Source organism: Rhizobium sp. RU35A (assembly GCF_900156005.1).
Taxonomy (GTDB): Bacteria; Pseudomonadota; Alphaproteobacteria; order Rhizobiales; family Rhizobiaceae; genus Neorhizobium; species Neorhizobium straminoryzae.
In genome coordinates, this window is sequence record NZ_FTMR01000001.1 from 443,360 (window position 1) to 460,110 (window position 16,751).

General features: G+C 65.2%; 13 protein-coding genes. 10 read left to right on the forward strand and 3 right to left on the reverse strand.

The window, feature by feature from the left end; translation table 11 throughout:
* Nucleotides 1-73 precede the first annotated feature (73 nt).
* The 6 genes from F3H95_RS02375 (at nucleotide 74) to F3H95_RS02400 (ending at nucleotide 7,932) form a co-directional block, all read left to right on the forward strand.
* Nucleotides 74-1,684 (forward strand): DUF1800 family protein, encoded by a 1,611-nt coding sequence (locus F3H95_RS02375; RefSeq protein ID WP_149744797.1) that lies wholly within the window; start codon nucleotides 74-76, stop codon nucleotides 1,682-1,684.
* 2 nt (nucleotides 1,685-1,686) lie between these two features.
* Nucleotides 1,687-2,910 (forward strand): DUF1501 domain-containing protein, encoded by a 1,224-nt coding sequence (locus F3H95_RS02380; protein ID WP_143125019.1) that lies wholly within the window; start codon nucleotides 1,687-1,689, stop codon nucleotides 2,908-2,910.
* Nucleotides 2,911-3,256: 346 nt separating this feature from the next.
* Complete coding sequence (locus F3H95_RS02385; protein ID WP_143125018.1) at nucleotides 3,257-4,594, forward strand: chloride channel protein; 1,338 nt, start codon at nucleotides 3,257-3,259, stop codon at nucleotides 4,592-4,594.
* 285 nt (nucleotides 4,595-4,879) lie between these two features.
* Complete coding sequence (locus F3H95_RS02390; RefSeq protein WP_149744798.1) at nucleotides 4,880-5,914, forward strand: TRAP transporter substrate-binding protein; 1,035 nt, start codon at nucleotides 4,880-4,882, stop codon at nucleotides 5,912-5,914.
* A gap of 165 nt (nucleotides 5,915-6,079) precedes the next feature.
* Entirely contained in the window at nucleotides 6,080-6,619 is a 540-nt protein-coding gene (locus tag F3H95_RS02395; RefSeq protein WP_143125016.1) for a TRAP transporter small permease, read from the forward strand.
* On the forward strand, nucleotides 6,619-7,932 hold the full coding sequence (locus F3H95_RS02400) for a TRAP transporter large permease (protein WP_143125015.1): 1,314 nt from the start codon (nucleotides 6,619-6,621) through the stop codon (nucleotides 7,930-7,932). The genes F3H95_RS02395 and F3H95_RS02400 overlap by 1 nt, the downstream gene beginning before the upstream one ends.
* A 152-nt stretch (nucleotides 7,933-8,084) precedes the next feature.
* Here F3H95_RS02400 and F3H95_RS02405 read toward each other — a convergent pair whose 3' ends face one another.
* Together F3H95_RS02405 and F3H95_RS02410 are read right to left on the reverse strand one after the other, a co-directional pair.
* Nucleotides 8,085-9,437, reverse strand: coding sequence for an AcvB/VirJ family lysyl-phosphatidylglycerol hydrolase (locus F3H95_RS02405; protein ID WP_149744799.1), 1,353 nt, complete (start codon nucleotides 9,435-9,437; stop codon nucleotides 8,085-8,087).
* Nucleotides 9,434-10,747, reverse strand: coding sequence for a phosphatidylglycerol lysyltransferase domain-containing protein (locus F3H95_RS02410; protein ID WP_143125013.1), 1,314 nt, complete (start codon nucleotides 10,745-10,747; stop codon nucleotides 9,434-9,436). Before F3H95_RS02410 ends, F3H95_RS02405 begins: the two co-directional genes overlap by 4 nt.
* A 356-nt stretch (nucleotides 10,748-11,103) precedes the next feature.
* Between F3H95_RS02410 and F3H95_RS02415 the strand changes: the two genes are divergently transcribed.
* The 3 genes from F3H95_RS02415 to cysN all read left to right on the forward strand — a co-directional run bounded on the left by F3H95_RS02415 (nucleotide 11,104) and on the right by cysN (nucleotide 14,465).
* Complete coding sequence (locus F3H95_RS02415) at nucleotides 11,104-11,865, forward strand: phosphoadenylyl-sulfate reductase (protein WP_149744800.1); 762 nt, start codon at nucleotides 11,104-11,106, stop codon at nucleotides 11,863-11,865.
* A gap of 159 nt (nucleotides 11,866-12,024) precedes the next feature.
* Complete coding sequence (cysD, locus tag F3H95_RS02420) at nucleotides 12,025-12,981, forward strand: sulfate adenylyltransferase subunit CysD (RefSeq protein WP_143125011.1); 957 nt, start codon at nucleotides 12,025-12,027, stop codon at nucleotides 12,979-12,981.
* Nucleotides 12,981-14,465 carry a sulfate adenylyltransferase subunit CysN gene (gene cysN, locus F3H95_RS02425; protein ID WP_149744801.1) on the forward strand — a complete coding sequence of 495 codons (1,485 nt, stop codon included), beginning with the start codon at nucleotides 12,981-12,983 and terminating at the stop codon, nucleotides 14,463-14,465. The genes cysD and cysN overlap by 1 nt, the downstream gene beginning before the upstream one ends.
* Before the next feature lie 80 nt (nucleotides 14,466-14,545).
* Here the strand turns inward: cysN and F3H95_RS02430 are convergent, their stop codons facing one another.
* Nucleotides 14,546-15,577, reverse strand: coding sequence for a LacI family DNA-binding transcriptional regulator (locus F3H95_RS02430; RefSeq protein ID WP_149744802.1), 1,032 nt, complete (start codon nucleotides 15,575-15,577; stop codon nucleotides 14,546-14,548).
* A 734-nt stretch (nucleotides 15,578-16,311) separates the two neighbouring features.
* Here F3H95_RS02430 and F3H95_RS02435 point away from each other — a divergent pair.
* A complete protein-coding gene (locus F3H95_RS02435) occupies nucleotides 16,312-16,665 on the forward strand; it encodes a hypothetical protein (RefSeq protein WP_143125008.1) in 354 nt (117 codons plus the stop codon).
* Nucleotides 16,666-16,751: the final 86 nt, after the last annotated feature.

The following is a 16,751-nucleotide window of genomic DNA, read 5'->3' on the forward strand; positions in this document are numbered from 1 at the left end:
TAATTGGTGAGCGACGGATTTTGCCGATCCGCCGCGTTGAAGGGCCGATGACGCAACGGAGTTCGTATCGGTCATGGCCAATTCCAAGGATCTTGATGCCGCGCTTGCGCTCTGGCGCTTCGGTCTCGGCGCCCAGGAAGGCAGCATCTCCGCCATCAAGGCGGATGCCCGCGATCTGCTGAGGCAGGAAATCGTCGAGAAAGCGGTGCCCACCCCCGTCAACGCCCAGCTTGCCTCGCATGCCGACCTGCTGGTGGCGCTTTACGACTACCAGGAGGCGGTGCGCGCCGAGCGCGAACGCCCCGCCGTGATGCCGGTGGCGGCAGCAGCCGCCGACGCCGCCAAGGCCATGGCCGGTGCGGCGGGTGCGGACAAGCCCGCCGCAGGCAGCGCCCCGAACGAGATGGCCGGCATGAACAAGGCGGGCATCGACAAGGGCCCGGCTACCGGTGCCCAGAAGCCCGCCGGCGACATGGGCATGCAGGCGGGTGCGCCGCCGGCACAGGGCACCATGCCGGGCAATGCGCCCCCCGCCCAGACGGCCCAGCAGAAGCCGCAGCGTGAAAAACCCTATTTGCCCCAGGAAATCCTGCTGGCGGAAACGGATGCGCGCTTCAACGGCACCATCCACCAGCCGCTGATCGGCTTTGGCGAACGGCTGGCGATGTTCTGGGCCAACCACTTCGCCGTCGCGATCTCGAAAGGCGGCGATGTGCATATCCTGGCCGGCTGCATGGAGCGCGAGGCGATCCGCCCGAACCTGTTCGGCCGCTTCGAGGACATGCTGGTGGCGGTGGAAACCCACCCGGCCATGCTGGTCTTCCTCGACAACCAGCAGTCGGTTGGCCCCAATTCCCAGGCGAACCGCAACGGCAAGCGCGGCCTCAACGAAAATCTCGCCCGCGAGATCATGGAACTGCACACGCTCGGCGTCGATGGCGGCTACAGCCAGGCGGATGTCACCGCCTTTGCCCGGGTGATCACCGGCTGGACGGTCTATCGCGACCGCAAGCGCCCCGGCCCGCTCGGCAGCTTCACCTTCAGCGACTGGGCGCATGAGCCCGGCGACCAGACGGTGATGGGCGTGACCTATGCCGATGACGGGCTCGACCAGGGCAAGGCGGTGCTGCGCGATCTCGCCCGGCATCCGGCCACCGCCCGACATCTCGCCACCAAGCTTGCCCGCCACTTCGTCTCCGACCAGCCGCCGAAGGCGCTGATCGACAGGATGGCGGCCGCCTATACCAAGACCGACGGCGATCTTTCGGCCGTCTACATGGCGATGATCAATGCCGACGAGGCCTGGACGCCGCAGCTGACCAAGGTGCGCCCGCCGCTCGTCTATGTCACGGGTCTGTTGCGCGCCACCGGCCTCAAGCCGAAACCCAACCAGATCCTTGCCGTGCTGAAGGCGCTCGGCCAGCCGCTGTGGAACCCCTCCGGCCCCAATGGTTTTTCGGATACCACCGATGCCTGGGCCTCCTCGGAGGGGCTTGCGACCCGCATCGACGCGGCCAATCTCTTCGCCCACCAGATCGGCGGCCCCGTGGATCCGCGCGCCTTTGCCGGCGACCGGTTCGGGCCGCTGCTGACCGACGACACGCTGCAGGCCATATCCCGCGCGGAAACCAAGCCGCAGGGCCTGTCTATCGCCTTCCTCTCCCCCGAATTCCAGAGGGCCTGACCATGCTGTGCGAAACCCTGAACCCCACCCGCCGCGCCGTGCTTGGCGCCTCCGGTGCGCTGTTTGCCTGGGCCTTCATGCCGAAATTCGCCCATGCGGCCGGCGGACGCGATCCGCGCTTCGTCACCATCATCCTGCGCGGCGCCCTTGATGGCCTCACCGCCGTGCCGCCGCTCGGCGATCCCGGCTATGCCTCCCTGCGGCAGGACATTGCGCTGACGAAGGATGGCGAGAATGCCGCCCTGCCGCTCGACGGCTTCTTCGGCCTGCATCCGTCGATGCCCTATTTCCAGAAGCTGTTCCAGGCCAGGCAGGCCGCCGTGGTGCATGCGAGCGCCACCGCCTATCGCGAACGCTCGCATTTCGACGGGCAGGATGTTCTGGAATCCGGGTATCCCACGCCCGGACATGTCGAGACCGGCTGGCTGAACCGCCTGCTGGAAGGTTTGCCGGCCGGTGAATTGATCTCCCCCGGTCCGGCGGAGCGGGTGCGGGGGCTTTCCGTCGGAGCCAACGCCCCGCTCGTCATTCGCGGCAAGGCCCCGGTGCTGGGCTGGGCGCCGCCGGTTCTGAAGGCAGCCGATGGCGATCTGGCGCCGCGCCTGATGGATCTCTACGGCAAGACCGACCCGCTGCTGGCCGGCCTGCTGAAGGAAGGCATCGAGACCGGCAAGATCGCCTCCGGCCTCGACATGAAGGCCAAGGGCGGCGCCGGCGATCCGGACGGCATGGAGCAGATGGCGCGCGGCGCCGCACGGCTGATCGCCGGCGACGGCGGCCCGCGCGTGGCCGCCCTTGCCTTCGAAGGCTGGGACACCCATGCGCAGGAAACGGAGCGGCTTGCCAAGCTCCTGACCGGGCTCGACCGCTCGCTCGCCGCCTTCCATCAGGAACTCGGCCCGGCCTGGAAGGACACCGCCATCGTGATCGCCACCGAATTCGGCCGCACCGCCCGCATCAACGGCACGGAAGGCACCGACCACGGCACAGCGACCACCGCCTTCCTTGCCGGCGGCGCCATTGCCGGCGGCCGGGTGATCACCGACTGGCCGGGTCTGAAGGATGCCCAACTGTTCGAAGGCCGCGACCTCGCCCCCACCACGGATCTGAGTGCCGTGATCAAGGGGGTGGCGGTGGACCTGCTCGGCGCCGATGCCGGCCATTTGGCGGAAGCGGTATTTCCGGGCTCGGGCAAGGTGGCCCCAATGAAGGGGCTGATCGTCTAGAGTTCTGTCCGGGACCGAAGAATACCGGGCCCGTCTGGTTCAAGGGGAGCCAGACCGGTCCGGTTGCAGTTCCGGCGAAGGTGGGGTCGTGAGGCCCTCCAGGATGTGTGTGCAAACAAGGAAATGAAGCGTTCCGGGCGATTCTCTATCGCAGGAGACGCTCTCAACGGTCTGATCGTCCGGGCAACCCCTCGTACCCCCGCCCGGACGGCAGCGCAGTGCCGGTCGCAGGCCCCCGCGACCGGCACTGCTCTCAAAGGTGAAGCATGCGGCCGATTCAGGCCTTGCCATGACGGGCACCGAGGGCGTTAAAGACAAGTGACCTGCCCCGTTGAAAGTGCCTGCCATGCCTGTCTCCCCTCGCCGCTCCCGGATGTTTCGCCGTTCGCGCGTCATGCGCGGCTCCTGGCCGGTGTGGAAGCCGCGCATCGTGTTCTGGATCGGCGCGGTGGCCATCGGCCTCGTCAGCGTCTTCTTCGCGCTGGCGGCAGACCGGGTGCAGCATCTGTTCAAGACCATGCTCGCCCTTGACCCGGATGCCGTCTTTATCCCGCTTCTCCTGACGCCGCTGGGCTTTGCGCTGTGCGCCTGGATGGCGCTCACCTGGTTTCCCAATGCGCAAGGGAGCGGCATTCCTCAGGCAATCGCCGCCCGTCACCTGCATGACGCAGAACCGCGGCACCGGCTGCTGTCGCTGAAGATCGCGGCGGGCAAGATCCTGCTGACACTCATCGGCCTGTTCTGCGGCGCCTCGATCGGCCGCGAGGGACCAACCGTCCAGGTAGGCGCCGCAATCATGCTGGCAAGCGGCCGGATCGGCGGCATGGCGCAGGCGCGCGGCCTGATCCTCGCCGGTTCCGCCGCCGGCATCGCCGCGGCCTTCAACACGCCGCTTGCCGGTGTCGTCTTCGCGATCGAGGAGATGAGCCGCAGTTTCGAGGCACGCGCCAACGGGCTGGTGCTGATGGCCGTCATCCTGTCGGGGCTTGCAGCGCTTGGCCTTGTCGGCAGCTACACCTATTTCGGCGATACGGCGGTCAGCGCCACCACAGGGCTCGACTGGCTGCTGGTGCTGGTCTGCGGGCTGTCCGGCGGCGCGCTGGGTGCTGGCTTCAGCGCGGGGGCGCTGTCGGTTGCGCGGCGGATCCGACGGCTTGTCGAACCGGCGCCGGTGCGGCGCACGGTGCTTCTGGCTGCCGCCTGCGGTCTCGCCGTCGCCATCATCGGCGTCGCATCCGGCGGCGAAACCTTCGGCACCGGCTATGAACAGTCGCGCGCCATTCTCGAGGGCCAGGCGCCGGGGCCCCTGTTCTTCCTCGAAAAATTCGCGTCCACCTTCCTGTCCATGGCGTCAGGCATTCCGGGCGGCATCTTCGCCCCGTCGCTCACCGTCGGCGTCAGCCTCGGCGGGTCGCTTGCCATGCTGGTCGGCGGCAAGATCGCGCTCGGCGCCATCCTCGGCATGGCCGGTTACTTCGCCGGCGTGGTGCAGGCGCCGATGACCGCCTTCGTGATCATCATCGAGATGACGGGCAATCATCAGGCGGTGATCCCGATCATGGCTGCGGCCATGCTGGGCTATCTCACCTCGCGCCTTTTGTCGCCGGAACCGCTCTATCACGGCCTCTCGCGCGCCTTCCTCGCCAAGGCATTGCGGGAGGAGCGCGAACGGGCCGCAGACTGAGCCCTGCAACCAAGGCCCCACCCTGCGTCGACCGCCCGGTCCGATAGCAACGAAAGGGTGCATGATACATAACCCAGGGACTATGCATTTCTTGATTATTTTTATTTGCGCCCCCTTGATGCATCTGCAACCATAACCGTCACTGGGGGAGAGGCTGCGATCGGGGAGAGATCGTCGTCTCGTAAGGAGCAGCAGCAGGTCGCCTGACCTGTACAAGGCACCGAAGGAGGTGCCGCCGCACGCACCTTTCCCCTCGACGTGTCACGGGCGCGATGGGAGGAGAACATGTTGCGCAGATTGCTTTTGGCCGCACTTTCCGGTGCGGCGCTCACGGTTTCCGGTGTTTCGGCCTTCGCGGCCGATGTGGTCCTGAAACTTCATCACTTCCTGCCGCCGCAGGCCACCATTCCGTCCACGGTGCTGCAGCCCTGGGCCGACAAGATCAAGGCGGATTCCGGCGGGCGGATCCAGGTGGAGATCTATCCGGCCATGCAGCTTGGCGGCAAGCCCGGCGACGTGGTGGATCAGGTCAAGGACGGTGTCGTCGATATCGGCTGGACGCTGATCGGCTATACTCCCGGCCGCTTCCCGAAATCGGAAGCCTTCGAACTGCCCTTCATGGTGACGACGGGCGAGGCAACCTCGGTGGCCTTCTACGAATACTACCAGAAGCACCTGAAGGACGAGCTGAAGGATTACCATGTGCTGGCCGTCCACACCCATGGACCGGGGCTGCTGCACACCATCCAGTCGAAGCCGATCAAGTCGCTCGCCGACATGAAGGGCCTGAAGCTGCGCGGCACCTCCAAGGTGGTCAACCAGATGCTGGAAGCGATGGGCGCCGCTGCCGTCGGCATGCCGGTGACGACGGTTCCGGAATCGCTGTCGAAGAGCGTCATCGACGGCACCGTGGTGCCGTGGGAAGTGACCCCCTCGATCAAGATCGCGGAGCTTGCCCCGAACCACACCAGCTTCTCAGGCAAAACAGGCCTTTACACGGCAGCCTTCCTGTTTGCCATGAACAAGGACAGCTATGACGCGCTGCCCGCCGACCTCAAGAAGGTGATCGACGCCAATTCCGGCAAGGATCTCGCCGCCAAATTCGGTGCCGCCATGGATGCCGGCGACGTGAAGGGCAAGGCGCTCGCCGACAAGGCCGGTAACACGACCTATGTCCTCGACGAGGCCGAAACCGCCAAGTGGAAGGAACAGGGCGACAAGGTGACCAAGAACTGGATCGCCGAAATGGACAAGAAGGGCCTGAACGGCACGGCGCTCTACAAGGACGCAACCGACCTCATCAAGCAGTACAGCAAGTAAGACCGGGCGCCTGCCGCCCGCTTCCGCCAGACGATCGGCGGAGGCGGGCGACAGATCCGGGACTGCCGGTCACGCCGGACGCGCCGGCCTTCGCTTGCGTCCGGATCCATTGATCCGACCATTCTCATTTGATCCATTTTTCCTCGCCGTCTTTCGGAGTTCACCATGACCCGCGGTTCCGCCAGCGCCTTTGATGCGCTGGATCGTTTCGTTCACCGCCTGGCCGGCGCTCTGGTCGGCTTCAGCGGCCTTTGCCTGCTGGCCGCCTGCGTGCTGACGGGCGTATCGATCATCGGCTCGCTGACGCTGCGTCCCGTGCCGGGCGAAATCGAACTGGTGGAGGCGCTGTGCGGCCTTGCCGTGTTCGGCTTCCTGCCCTTCTGCCAGCTGAAGCGTGGCCATGTGGGCGTTGATCTGCTGATTGCCTCCTTCGGGCCGAAGGCGATGAATGCAACGCAGCTGATCGGCGACATCGTGATCGCCGTCCTCTTCGCGCTGATTGCCTGGCGCCACGGCATCGGCCTGATGGACAAGCTGGACAATGGCGAGACGACGCCGCTGCTGCTGCTGCCGATCTGGTGGGGTTATGCGCTGGCCATGATCCTGCTCGTCGTGAACGTCTTCATCTGCCTGTTCATCATCCTGGCCGATATCCGCGACATCCGTCGCAAGGCGGTCATCGTCTCGGCCATGGGAGCACACTGATGTCCGGCATCGAAATCGGCCTCTGGTCCTTCCCTGTCCTGATCCTGCTGATCTTCCTGCGCATTCCGATCGGCGCGGCCATGCTCGGCTGCGGCATTGTCGGAACCTTCCTGGTGACTGGCCGCTGGACGCCCATCCTCTCCCAGCTGAAATCGGTGATCTGGGCCACCAACGTCAACTATTCGCTGTCGATCATTCCGCTCTTCCTGCTGATGGGCCAGTTCGCGGCACGCGGCGGCATGAGCCAGTCGCTGTTCAATGCGGCAGCCGCCTTCCTCGGCCATCGCAAGGGCGGGGTCGCCATGGCGGCCGTCGGCGCCTGCGCGGGCTTCGGCTCGATCTGCGGCTCCTCGCTTGCCACCGCCGCCACCATGGCGCAGGTGGCACTGCCGGAACTGCGTCGCCACGGCTATGCCGGCGGGCTGGCAACGGCCACGCTTGCGGCCGGCGGCACGCTCGGCATCCTGATCCCGCCCTCCGTCGTGCTGGTGATCTACGCAATTCTTGCGGAACAGAACATCGCCAAGCTGTTCCTCGCCGCCTTCGTGCCCGGCATCATCGCCGCGATCTCCTATCTCACGGTCATCGCGATCTATGTGCGGCTGAAGCCGGAAAGCGCCGGTCAGGCGCCCCGCGTGCCGTGGTCCGAGCGGCTGCCGGCCGTGATTGCGGTGTGGCCGGTGGCGGTCATCTTCTTCCTGGTGGTTGGCGGCATCTATCTCGGCTGGTTCACACCGACCCAGGCCGCGGCCGTCGGGGCGGTCGGCGCCGGTCTCGTGGCCTGGAAGAATGGCGGTCTCGACCGTGCCGCACTGCTCGCCTGCTTCAAGGAGACGGCGGTCTCGACCGGCATGATCTTCTTCATCGTGCTGGGCGCCACCGTGTTCAACTCCTTCCTCGCCTTCTCCCGACTGCCGCAGGTGGGCGCGGAATGGGTGACCGCGCAGGGCTTTGCGCCAATGACGGTGCTGATCATCATCCTGGTGCTCTACATCATCTTCGGCTGCATCATGGATTCGCTCTCCATGATCGTGCTGACGATCCCGATCTTCTTCCCGATCGTCACCGCCATGGATTTCGGCATGAGCCCGGAACACTTTGCCATCTGGTTCGGCATTCTCGTCCTGATGGTGGCGGAGATCGGCATGATCACGCCGCCGGTCGGGCTGAACCTGTTCATCATTTCGGCCATGTCGCGCGAGGTGCCGATCCGCGATACCTATCGCGGCATCGTTCCCTTCGTTTCCGCCGACCTGTTCCGCATCGTGCTGCTGACGGCCTTCCCGATCATCTCGACCTTCCTGATCGTCTGAGCCACCCGCAGACAGGCACCTGATCCTCGCGCGTCCCGGCCACCGGGGCGCGCGATCTGTTTTCAAGGGGAGTTGGAGAAGAGAGCGGCTCACCGACGGGGCGCCGGGCAGCACACCCGGGAGGCAGAGACGCGCGACACCGCCGGCCGGATTTACCGGGCCGCGGCCTCCGCCCGGATGCGCTTCATGATCGCATCGGCGATGATCTTGTAGTTACCGTCGAAATGGTGACCGCCGGGGCGCGCGATCACTTCCGCGCCCGGCAGGGACTGCACGTCCGGGCAGCCGGTATCCTTCTCCTCGAGGCCGTAGACGCACTGCACGAGGTCGGTCCGCAGCGTCTTCAGGTCCGCGATCGGATCGCCATGCTTGCCGGGACCGGAGACGCCGAGCCAGCCCATCACGGAGATCTGGAAATCCGCGTGGCGGCCGAGCGCCAGCAGCGAGACGAGCGAGACATGCCGGGCCTGCGCCTCCGGCAGCCGCGTCAGCGTGGCCGGCAGAATGTTGGCGCCGAACGAATAGCCGATCAGCACCACATTCTTGACCCGCCAGCGGGTCCGATAGCTGTCGATGATGCGCGCAAGGTCGGCGGCCGTTTCGTCCGGGCTGCGCTCGCGCCAGAAATAGCGCAGCGCATCGACACCGACCACCGGCACCCCATCCGCCTGAAGGAACACGGCAAGCTTCTTGTCGATGTCGCGCCAGCCGCCATCGCCGGAATAGATGATGGCCATGGTGTCGAAGCGCGCTCGTGCCTCGATCGGAATGATCGGCAGGTCGAGCGGCGAATGGGCCGTGGCCAGTCGGTCAAGCGCGCCCTCGAGCCGGGCGCCGAGCCGGGCCCAGGCCGGGTCGCTCCCCTCGCGCTCCGCAAGCTCGATGGCGGGGTGGGCAGCCTTCAGCGCCGCGGCATGGGCACGCCCGTCAAGACCGGCCGCACGCCCGAGTTCGATCGACACCGGATGCGGCAGCGCGCCGGGGGTGAGGCCATAGACCGTGCCCTCCGCGGAGGCCTGCTTGCTGGCCGGCGTGCACAGCACCGTCTTCAGCGGAATGGCGGCGGTCGGATCGACGGCAAGCATCTCGCCGATGGTGGCGGGCGGCGACTGGGCGGTGATGGCGAGCGCCAGCGCGCCCCCTTCCCGCGCCCCAGCGACGATCGGCGCACGATAGGTCGCAATCTTCGCCTCGCGGTGGATCTGCTGGGTCAGCGTTTCGATGTCGGAGACCAGATAGAGGCAGTCCGCCGGCGAGGCCGACAGCGCCGCGTACCATTGCGGCAGGTCGACGCCGATCACGGCGGCCTTGCGCGCCACGAGACGTTCGGCGACCGCGGCTTCGTCCGCGCTCCAGCCATCGGCATCCGATACCAGCACGACCACCGACTCCGGGGTCTGCTTGGGCAGCAGCAGATGGCTGGTGGGCAGCGTCTTCGTGACATAGCTGGCGGAGAAAGCCGGGCCCGCCAGCAGGCAGAGCCAGAGGAAACAGATGCGGATCATCGATGCAGCACACCCTTCAGGCCGCCGGCAATCAAAAGGGTGACATCCAGCATGGATGCCACCGGCAGGCCGAGGCCGCCAACCGCCAGATAGCGCGGCTCCCAGGCCGGATCGAACTTCGACTTGAAGGCCAGCACGCCCTGGAAATTGTAGAACCGCTCGCCGTTCTCAAAAACCTGGCGGCAGACATGGTTCCAGAGCGGCGCGCCCTGGTGGGTGGGCAGGCCGGCCAGCGGCGCCATGCCAAGGTTCAGCGTGCGAAAGCCCTGGTCCTTCAACGTCTCCATCAGGCGCACGAACAGAAAATCCATCAGGCCACGATGGGTGCCGGGAATATGGCGCATCAGGTCGATGAAGGCGTCGCCCGTGCTGGAGGCGGTCAGAAGATTGGCGAAGGCCACGATGCGACCCTGAAAACGCACCAGCGCCACCGGGCTTTCCGCCAGATAACCGTTCTGGAACGTGCCGAGCGAGAAGCCTTTTTCCGCGGCGTTGTGCGCAGCAAGCCAGGCATCGGAAATCTGCCGGAGTTCGCCGAGAAGCGGCAGGACCTCCTGCGGCGTGAGCAGCGAGAATTCCAGCCCGTCACGTTCCGCACGGTTGATGGAACGGCGCAGCTTCAGCCATTCGCCTCCCTTCATGCTGAAACGGGTGAGATCCACCACCGCCTGTTCGCCGAGCTTGTAGGGTCTGAGATCGCAATCCACCGCCATCGGCAGGAAGGCAGGCGAAACCTGGTAGAACACGGCCCGGCGGCCATGGCGGCGGGCATCGTCCGCGAAGGCGCGCACGAGTTCCGGCCAGGCCTCCTGCGGCCCGACGGGATCGAACAGCGCCACCTGCGACTTGCCCTGCACGGCATACATGATGAAGGCGTCGCGCGCGGCCGAAAACAGAAGCTGCTTGTCGCCAAGCCGCACCAGCCCGGCACTGGCATTCGGCTGGCGGGCCAGGATCTCGCAGGCCGTGGCAAGATCGCTCGCGCTCGGCCGGCGGCTGCGGCGCCGTTCGGGCTGCATCATCCGGCGCCCGGCCCACGCCCCCGCAATCAGCGTCAGCGACAGCGTTGTGCCGGTATGGTGACCGATGGCGGGGGCACCGACGAGGCGCAGCGCCAGCAGGATTTCTTCCATGTAGACGCAGACGACCACGGCGGCGACGAGAGCCAGAAGACTGGCGCGGCTGACAAGGCCGCAAAGGTCCCGCAGACCGGATCGACACTCCTGCCAAAGCGCGGAAATCCGGGCCATTGTCGGCGCGCCCGGCAGGGTCGGCATGATCAGGTCACGGTCAGCGGAAAGCGGTTCCATGGGGTGTCCGTCAACATTTTTTTACGGAAAGCGCGCGTCCCTGCGCATCCGGGCACAAGCATCTATCACGTCTCTGTGAAGGAAGCGATAAGTCACAGGGTTGAGAAGTGATGAAATGACGTGAAAAGCCTTGACTTCGCACTGCAGCACTCCATTTTCCGAAGGTTGGGGGCGGCGCTGGTGCGTGCGAAAGAGAAATGGGTGCCCGCCAGACCGGGAAAGCGCCGGTTTTTCACTCTGCCGGGGTTTTGGAGAGAGATTTGCTCCCGGCTGCGCCAGCTTCAAATCCCTGTTTCTGTGCGGGCTTTGCGCAATATGGGATAAGGGCCGCAATCGGAATGCAGCACAGGCCCGTCATGACCCATACGCAGGTGATCCCGCATCAGACGCCACAGGCCGTTGCGACGCTCGACGCGCAGCTGGCAGCCCTTGACCTTGCCGGCCGCCTCAGGCTCGCCGCCGGGCTCGGCCGTGCCGTCTTTACCACGTCGCTCGGCATCGAGGACCAGGTGATCACCGCAGCCATCGGCACACATCGCCTGCCGATCGAGGTGGCGACGCTGGAAACCGGCAGGCTGTTCATGGAAACGGTGGTGCTGATCGGCCAGACGGAAGAACGCTATGGATTGTCGATCCGCCGCTTCCGCCCCGATGAACGGGATGTGGAGGCCTATGCGGCGCAATATGGCCTGAACGGTTTCTATGACAGCGTGGAAGCCCGCCATGCCTGCTGCCATGTGCGCAAGCTGAAGCCGCTGGCGCGGGCTCTTTCGGGCGCCGAGATCTGGATCACCGGCCTTCGGCGCGGTCAATCAGGCAATCGGGCCAGCACGCCCTTTGCCGAGTATGACACCGAACGCAACCTGCTGAAGATCAATCCGCTGGCGGATTGGGAGATCGGGACGATCCACGCCCATGTGGCGGCGGAGGAAATCCCGGTCAACCCGCTGCATCAGCGTGGCTATCCCTCGATCGGCTGCGAGCCCTGTACCAGGGCGATCAAGCCGGGCGAGCCGGAACGGGCCGGGCGCTGGTGGTGGGAGCAGGACGAGAAGCGCGAATGCGGCCTGCATGTTCCCGAACCGGTCGCCTCGGCCATCACGGCCGCACCGCACTGACTGGCAGCCCGGTCCCTTATCCTGCCGCCTTCCCGTGATACGGGAGCGGCACAGGCCCTTTCTCGGCTCGAGCGGTCGGAAAAGATGGCGATGGCAGGACAACAGGACTATCTAGGACAAGACGCGCCGCATGAGCCGGCCACGAGGATACCCGCAAGAATGCACAGACACAGTTCCGAGTTCGATCCGCATCTGAAGGATCAGGCCCCGAAGCCGCCGCTTGATCCGCACCTGAAGGCGCTGGAAAACGAGGCGATCCACATCTTTCGCGAGGTGGCGGCCGAATTCGAAAATCCGGTGATGCTCTATTCCATCGGCAAGGATTCCTCCGTGCTGCTGCATCTGGCGCGCAAGGCCTTCTATCCCGGCCGCGTGCCCTTCCCCCTGCTGCACATCGATACCGGCTGGAAGTTCCCGGAAATGATCGCCTTCCGCGACGAGATGGCGGAAAAGTTCGATCTCGATCTGGTGGTGCATACCAATCCGCGCGGCGCGGCCGAGGGCATCTCGCCCTTCACCCACGGTTCGGCCTACCACACGGACGTGATGAAGACAGAGGCGCTGCGCCAGGCGCTGGATGCTGGAAAATATGACGCAGCCTTCGGCGGGGCGCGCCGCGACGAGGAAGCCAGCCGCGCCAAGGAGCGCATCTATTCCTTCCGCACGCCCGACCACAAATGGGACCCGCGCAACCAGCGCCCGGAACTGTGGAACCTCTACAACGGCATGATCCGCCGCGGCGAAAGCGTGCGCGCCTTCCCGCTGTCCAACTGGACCGAAGTGGACATCTGGCGCTACATCCAGGCGGAGAACATTCCGCTGCCGCCGCTCTATTTCGCACGGCCGCGCAAGTTCGTGGAACGCGACGGCATGCTGATGTGGGCGGAGGACCCGCGCTTCCAGCCGCTGCCCGGCGAACAGGTGCAGGAAGGCATGCTGCGCTTCCGTACGCTCGGCTGCTGGCCGCTGACCGGCGGTATCCGCTCGCAGGCGACGACCCTAGACGCGGTGATCGCCGAACTCGAAATCGCCACCGTCTCCGAACGCCAGGGCCGCGCCATCGACCGCGACCAGGCGGGATCGATGGAAAAGAAGAAGCGCGAAGGATATTTCTGATGACCGCACCGTCTGCCACCGCCGCTTCCGCGAGCAATGTCGTGCCGATTACCGATGCAGTGAAGAGCACCCGCGACACCCGGCCTCTGCGCCTGATCACCTGCGGCTCCGTCGATGACGGCAAGTCGACGCTGATCGGCCGCCTGCTGTGGGATACCAAGGCGGTGAAGGAAGACCAGGCGGCCGCGCTGTCGCGTGACAGCGGCAAGCAGAACGATCTTGGCCTTCCCGATTTCGCGCTGCTGCTGGACGGCCTGCAGGCCGAGCGCGAACAGGGCATCACCATCGACGTCGCCTATCGCTATTTTGCGACCGACCGCCGCTCCTTCATTGTCGCCGATACGCCCGGCCACGAGCAGTATACCCGCAACATGGCAACCGGCGCCTCGACCGCCGATCTCGCCGTGCTTCTGGTCGATGCCCGCACCGGCCTCCTGGAGCAGACGCGTCGCCATGCGACGATCGCTTCGCTGATGGGGATCAAGCAGTTCGTGCTCGCCGTCAACAAGTTCGACCTCGTCGCCTATGACAAGGCGGTGTTCGAGAAGATCTCCCATGATTTCAAGGAACTGGCCCTGTCGCTCGGCGTACGGCAGGTGACAGCCATCCCGATGTCGGCGCTGAAGGGCGAAAATGTCGTCTATGACGGCCGCGCCACCATGCCCTGGTACGACGGCCCGACGCTGGTGGAAACGCTGGAGCTTGCGACCACCCGCACGGGTGCCGCCGGCGGCTTTCGCCTGCCGGTGCAGCGCGTGTCGCGTCCCGGCGAAAGCTTCCGCGGCTATCAGGGCACGGTCGCCGGCGGTTCGATCAAGCCGGGCGATTCCGTGGCCATCCTGCCCTCCGGCATGGTTGCCAATGTCAAGCAGATCGTCACCTTCGATCTCGTGCGCAATGCTGCCGTCTCCGGCGACGCCGTCACGCTGGTGCTCGACCGGCAGGTGGACGTGGCGCGCGGCGACATGATCGTCTCGCTCGACGCCCAGCCGATGACCGGCCTGCATTTCGATGCGCAGCTGGTGGCCCTGCAGCCCGGCGGCATCGAGCCTGGCAAGCGCTACTGGCTGAAGGCCGGCACGCGGCGCCAGCGCGTCGTCGTCTCGCCCCTCTCGCAGCTGGAACTGTCCACCGGAAAGTGGAAGAGCCATGCGGAGGCGCTGCCGATGAACGCCATCGGCAAGGTGCGGCTCTCCTTCGACGAGGCGGCGATCTTTGACGCCTACGACCAGAACCGCAATACCGGCGCCTTCATCCTGATCGATCCGGACACGCTGAACACGGTGGCCGGCGGCATGATCACCGCCAAGCGCACTGATCTCGGCGGCATCCATCGCGAGGGCCAGCGCGTCCTGCTGTCGCTGCCGGCCGATCTGGCCGAGGAACTGATGGCGACGGAAACCTTCGCAAATCGCCGCGACGAGGTGGATGTGCGCCGCCTCAGCGCCGCCCGCGCCGCCGAAGTGCTCGGTGATCTGGACTAACCCCGTCCTGACACAACAAAAAATAGTAGGCCCGGCAGCCCACTGCCGGGCTTTTTTTGCGTGCGGTCTCCTTCAACCACCTAGAGTGTCCTGCGGCGCGTCGTGCGGCGCTCGATCAGTTCGAAGCCCAGATTGACGGAGTGGTGCACGAGGCGGTCGCCATCGGCGCCACGGATCATCAGGTCGGCAGCGCGGTAGCCCATTTCAAACAGCGGCGTGCGCACGGTGGTGAGCGGCGGCTGCATCACGGCGGCGAAATCAAGATCGTTATAGCCGCAGATGCCAAACTGGTCGGGCACACTGAGACCCATGCGCTGCGCCTCGAACAGCACGCCGAGCGCCAGATCGTCGTTCTGGCAGAACACGGCATCGATATCCGGCCGCGCCTTCAGCGCGCGGCGCAGCAGCCGGCAGCCCATCTGGGTGGTGGTGGCGGCGTTTTCGTGATGGATGAGATCGGGATCGTAAAGACCGGCCTGCTGCATGACGCGGCTATAGCCTTCCGTGCGCCGGCGTCCACGCGCATCCGCCATGCCGCCAAGCAGCGCGATGGTGCGGTAGCCGCAACCCAGCAGGTGACGCGTGGCGGCTTCGGCTGCGGCGCCGTGATCGACGGCCACCACGGACCCCGCGATCTTTATGCCGACATCCACCACCTGCACGACCATGCAGTTGGCATGCCGGACAAGATCATGAATGCCGTCAGCCCCTTCCAGGCCCGCCAGAAGGATGCCGGCGGTATTCTGGGAGAGAAGCAGCCTCACCTGCCGCTTTTCCTCATCGGCACAGTTATGCGTATTGGCGTATTGAATGCGGAACGTGGTGTCGCGCACCCGCTCCTCCACCCCCTGCATGAAGCTCAGGAAAGCCCGGTTGGTCAGCGTCGGCACCAGCACACCGAAGGTGGAATTGTGACGGCTGGCCAGCGCGCGCGCCGCCTGATCGGGCACGTAACCCATGTCCTCGATCAGATCGAGAATGCGATTGCGCAGGTTGGGGGATACCTTTTCGGGTTCGCGCAGGACCCGCGAAACGGTGATGGCGCTGACGCCGGCCCGCGTCGCGACATCGATCAGCGTCGTGCGTTCGCCACGCCCGCGTCGCGCCCTCATACCACGGTCCCGGTCTTTTCGCGCGCAGGCTCCGAGCCCGGCTTAACCCCCTTGCTCATCACCACTCGCCCCTGTCTCTCGAAAATATACACAACTCAGGATATCCTCGCGACAGTATCGCGCGAAGTCATCCAGAATCAACATTGCGTTGAAGGAAAAAATGATCGAGCCAAAGACGGCCGCAGACTTACAGATGCGATACTATATGTAACCGTGCCATTACATTACATCGCAGTCTATCGCAGGGATCCACTCGCCAATAGCGACTCAGATCCCGTCAAGACGTATCGCCGGGGATCAGCGAACCATGTTGTAAACGGTCCAGATGATGGCTGCCCACATCAGAAGCGAGATGTTCAGCGACAGGACATAGGGCGAATGGTACAATTTCGTCAGCATCTGTTCTCCTCCTGATATGACGGCGCACCCCTCCCGTGCCCCGTCATGAAAACGAAATATACCGGCAATGGTTCCATTTCGCAATGGGGCGCACCGCTGATTGATCCATATTGACACATTCTCATATTAGCCGTTTCAAAATGGCGCGAACCCATAGAGAAAAGCGGTACATGGCAAATTTATTTTGCGCCGCGAAAGACAGCCCCTCGCGCAATCAGGCTCAAATCTGCTAGTGCGGAGCCAAGGCGACGGAACCGGCAAGCTTCCGGGCGCCGAGTGCTGCTTCGAAGGGCGGCCCTGCTCCGTTCCTTCCGGAAAACAAAGGTTTACGACAGATGAACACTCGCTTGACCGCGCTGGTGCTGCTGGCCTGCACGCTGTGCGGATGCACGACCATGCCGACCCCGCCAAGCCCCATCGAGACGCGCTGGCAGGGGAAATCGGCCGGCGCCTTCTTCGCCCGTTTTGCACCGCCATATGCTGATGCACGCGTCGGCGACGACACGGTCTACAACTGGCGTGGCGGCTTCCAGCGCATCAAGACTGTGGATGGCCAGCGGATCAGCGCAAGCTGCAGCGCCAACCTGACCACCGATTCGAACTATCGCATCAAGTCCATCCACGTGGTGTCGGACCGTCCGGGCACCAAGGGCCCGAGCTACTGCACGGAGCTGCTGACCGCCGAATGAGGCGGCCTCTGGCGTCTGCCGCGCCGGCACCGGGGCGCGGCAGGGGCCGGACATAAAGAGCGTCTGGCGGGCGGCGTCTGCCCGTT

Coding starts and splice junctions, on each gene's coding strand:
- F3H95_RS02375 (WP_149744797.1), top strand. CDS start 74: ATGGCCAATTCCAAGGATCTTGATGCCGCGCTTGCGCTCTGGCGCTTC.
- F3H95_RS02380 (WP_143125019.1), top strand. CDS start 1,687: ATGCTGTGCGAAACCCTGAACCCCACCCGCCGCGCCGTGCTTGGCGCC.
- F3H95_RS02385 (WP_143125018.1), top strand. CDS start 3,257: ATGCCTGTCTCCCCTCGCCGCTCCCGGATGTTTCGCCGTTCGCGCGTC.
- F3H95_RS02390 (WP_149744798.1), top strand. CDS start 4,880: ATGTTGCGCAGATTGCTTTTGGCCGCACTTTCCGGTGCGGCGCTCACG.
- F3H95_RS02395 (WP_143125016.1), top strand. CDS start 6,080: ATGACCCGCGGTTCCGCCAGCGCCTTTGATGCGCTGGATCGTTTCGTT.
- F3H95_RS02400 (WP_143125015.1), top strand. CDS start 6,619: ATGTCCGGCATCGAAATCGGCCTCTGGTCCTTCCCTGTCCTGATCCTG.
- F3H95_RS02405 (WP_149744799.1), bottom strand. CDS start 9,437: ATGATCCGCATCTGTTTCCTCTGGCTCTGCCTGCTGGCGGGCCCGGCT.
- F3H95_RS02410 (WP_143125013.1), bottom strand. CDS start 10,747: ATGGAACCGCTTTCCGCTGACCGTGACCTGATCATGCCGACCCTGCCG.
- F3H95_RS02415 (WP_149744800.1), top strand. CDS start 11,104: ATGACCCATACGCAGGTGATCCCGCATCAGACGCCACAGGCCGTTGCG.
- cysD (WP_143125011.1), top strand. CDS start 12,025: ATGCACAGACACAGTTCCGAGTTCGATCCGCATCTGAAGGATCAGGCC.
- cysN (WP_149744801.1), top strand. CDS start 12,981: ATGACCGCACCGTCTGCCACCGCCGCTTCCGCGAGCAATGTCGTGCCG.
- F3H95_RS02430 (WP_149744802.1), bottom strand. CDS start 15,577: ATGAGGGCGCGACGCGGGCGTGGCGAACGCACGACGCTGATCGATGTC.
- F3H95_RS02435 (WP_143125008.1), top strand. CDS start 16,312: ATGAACACTCGCTTGACCGCGCTGGTGCTGCTGGCCTGCACGCTGTGC.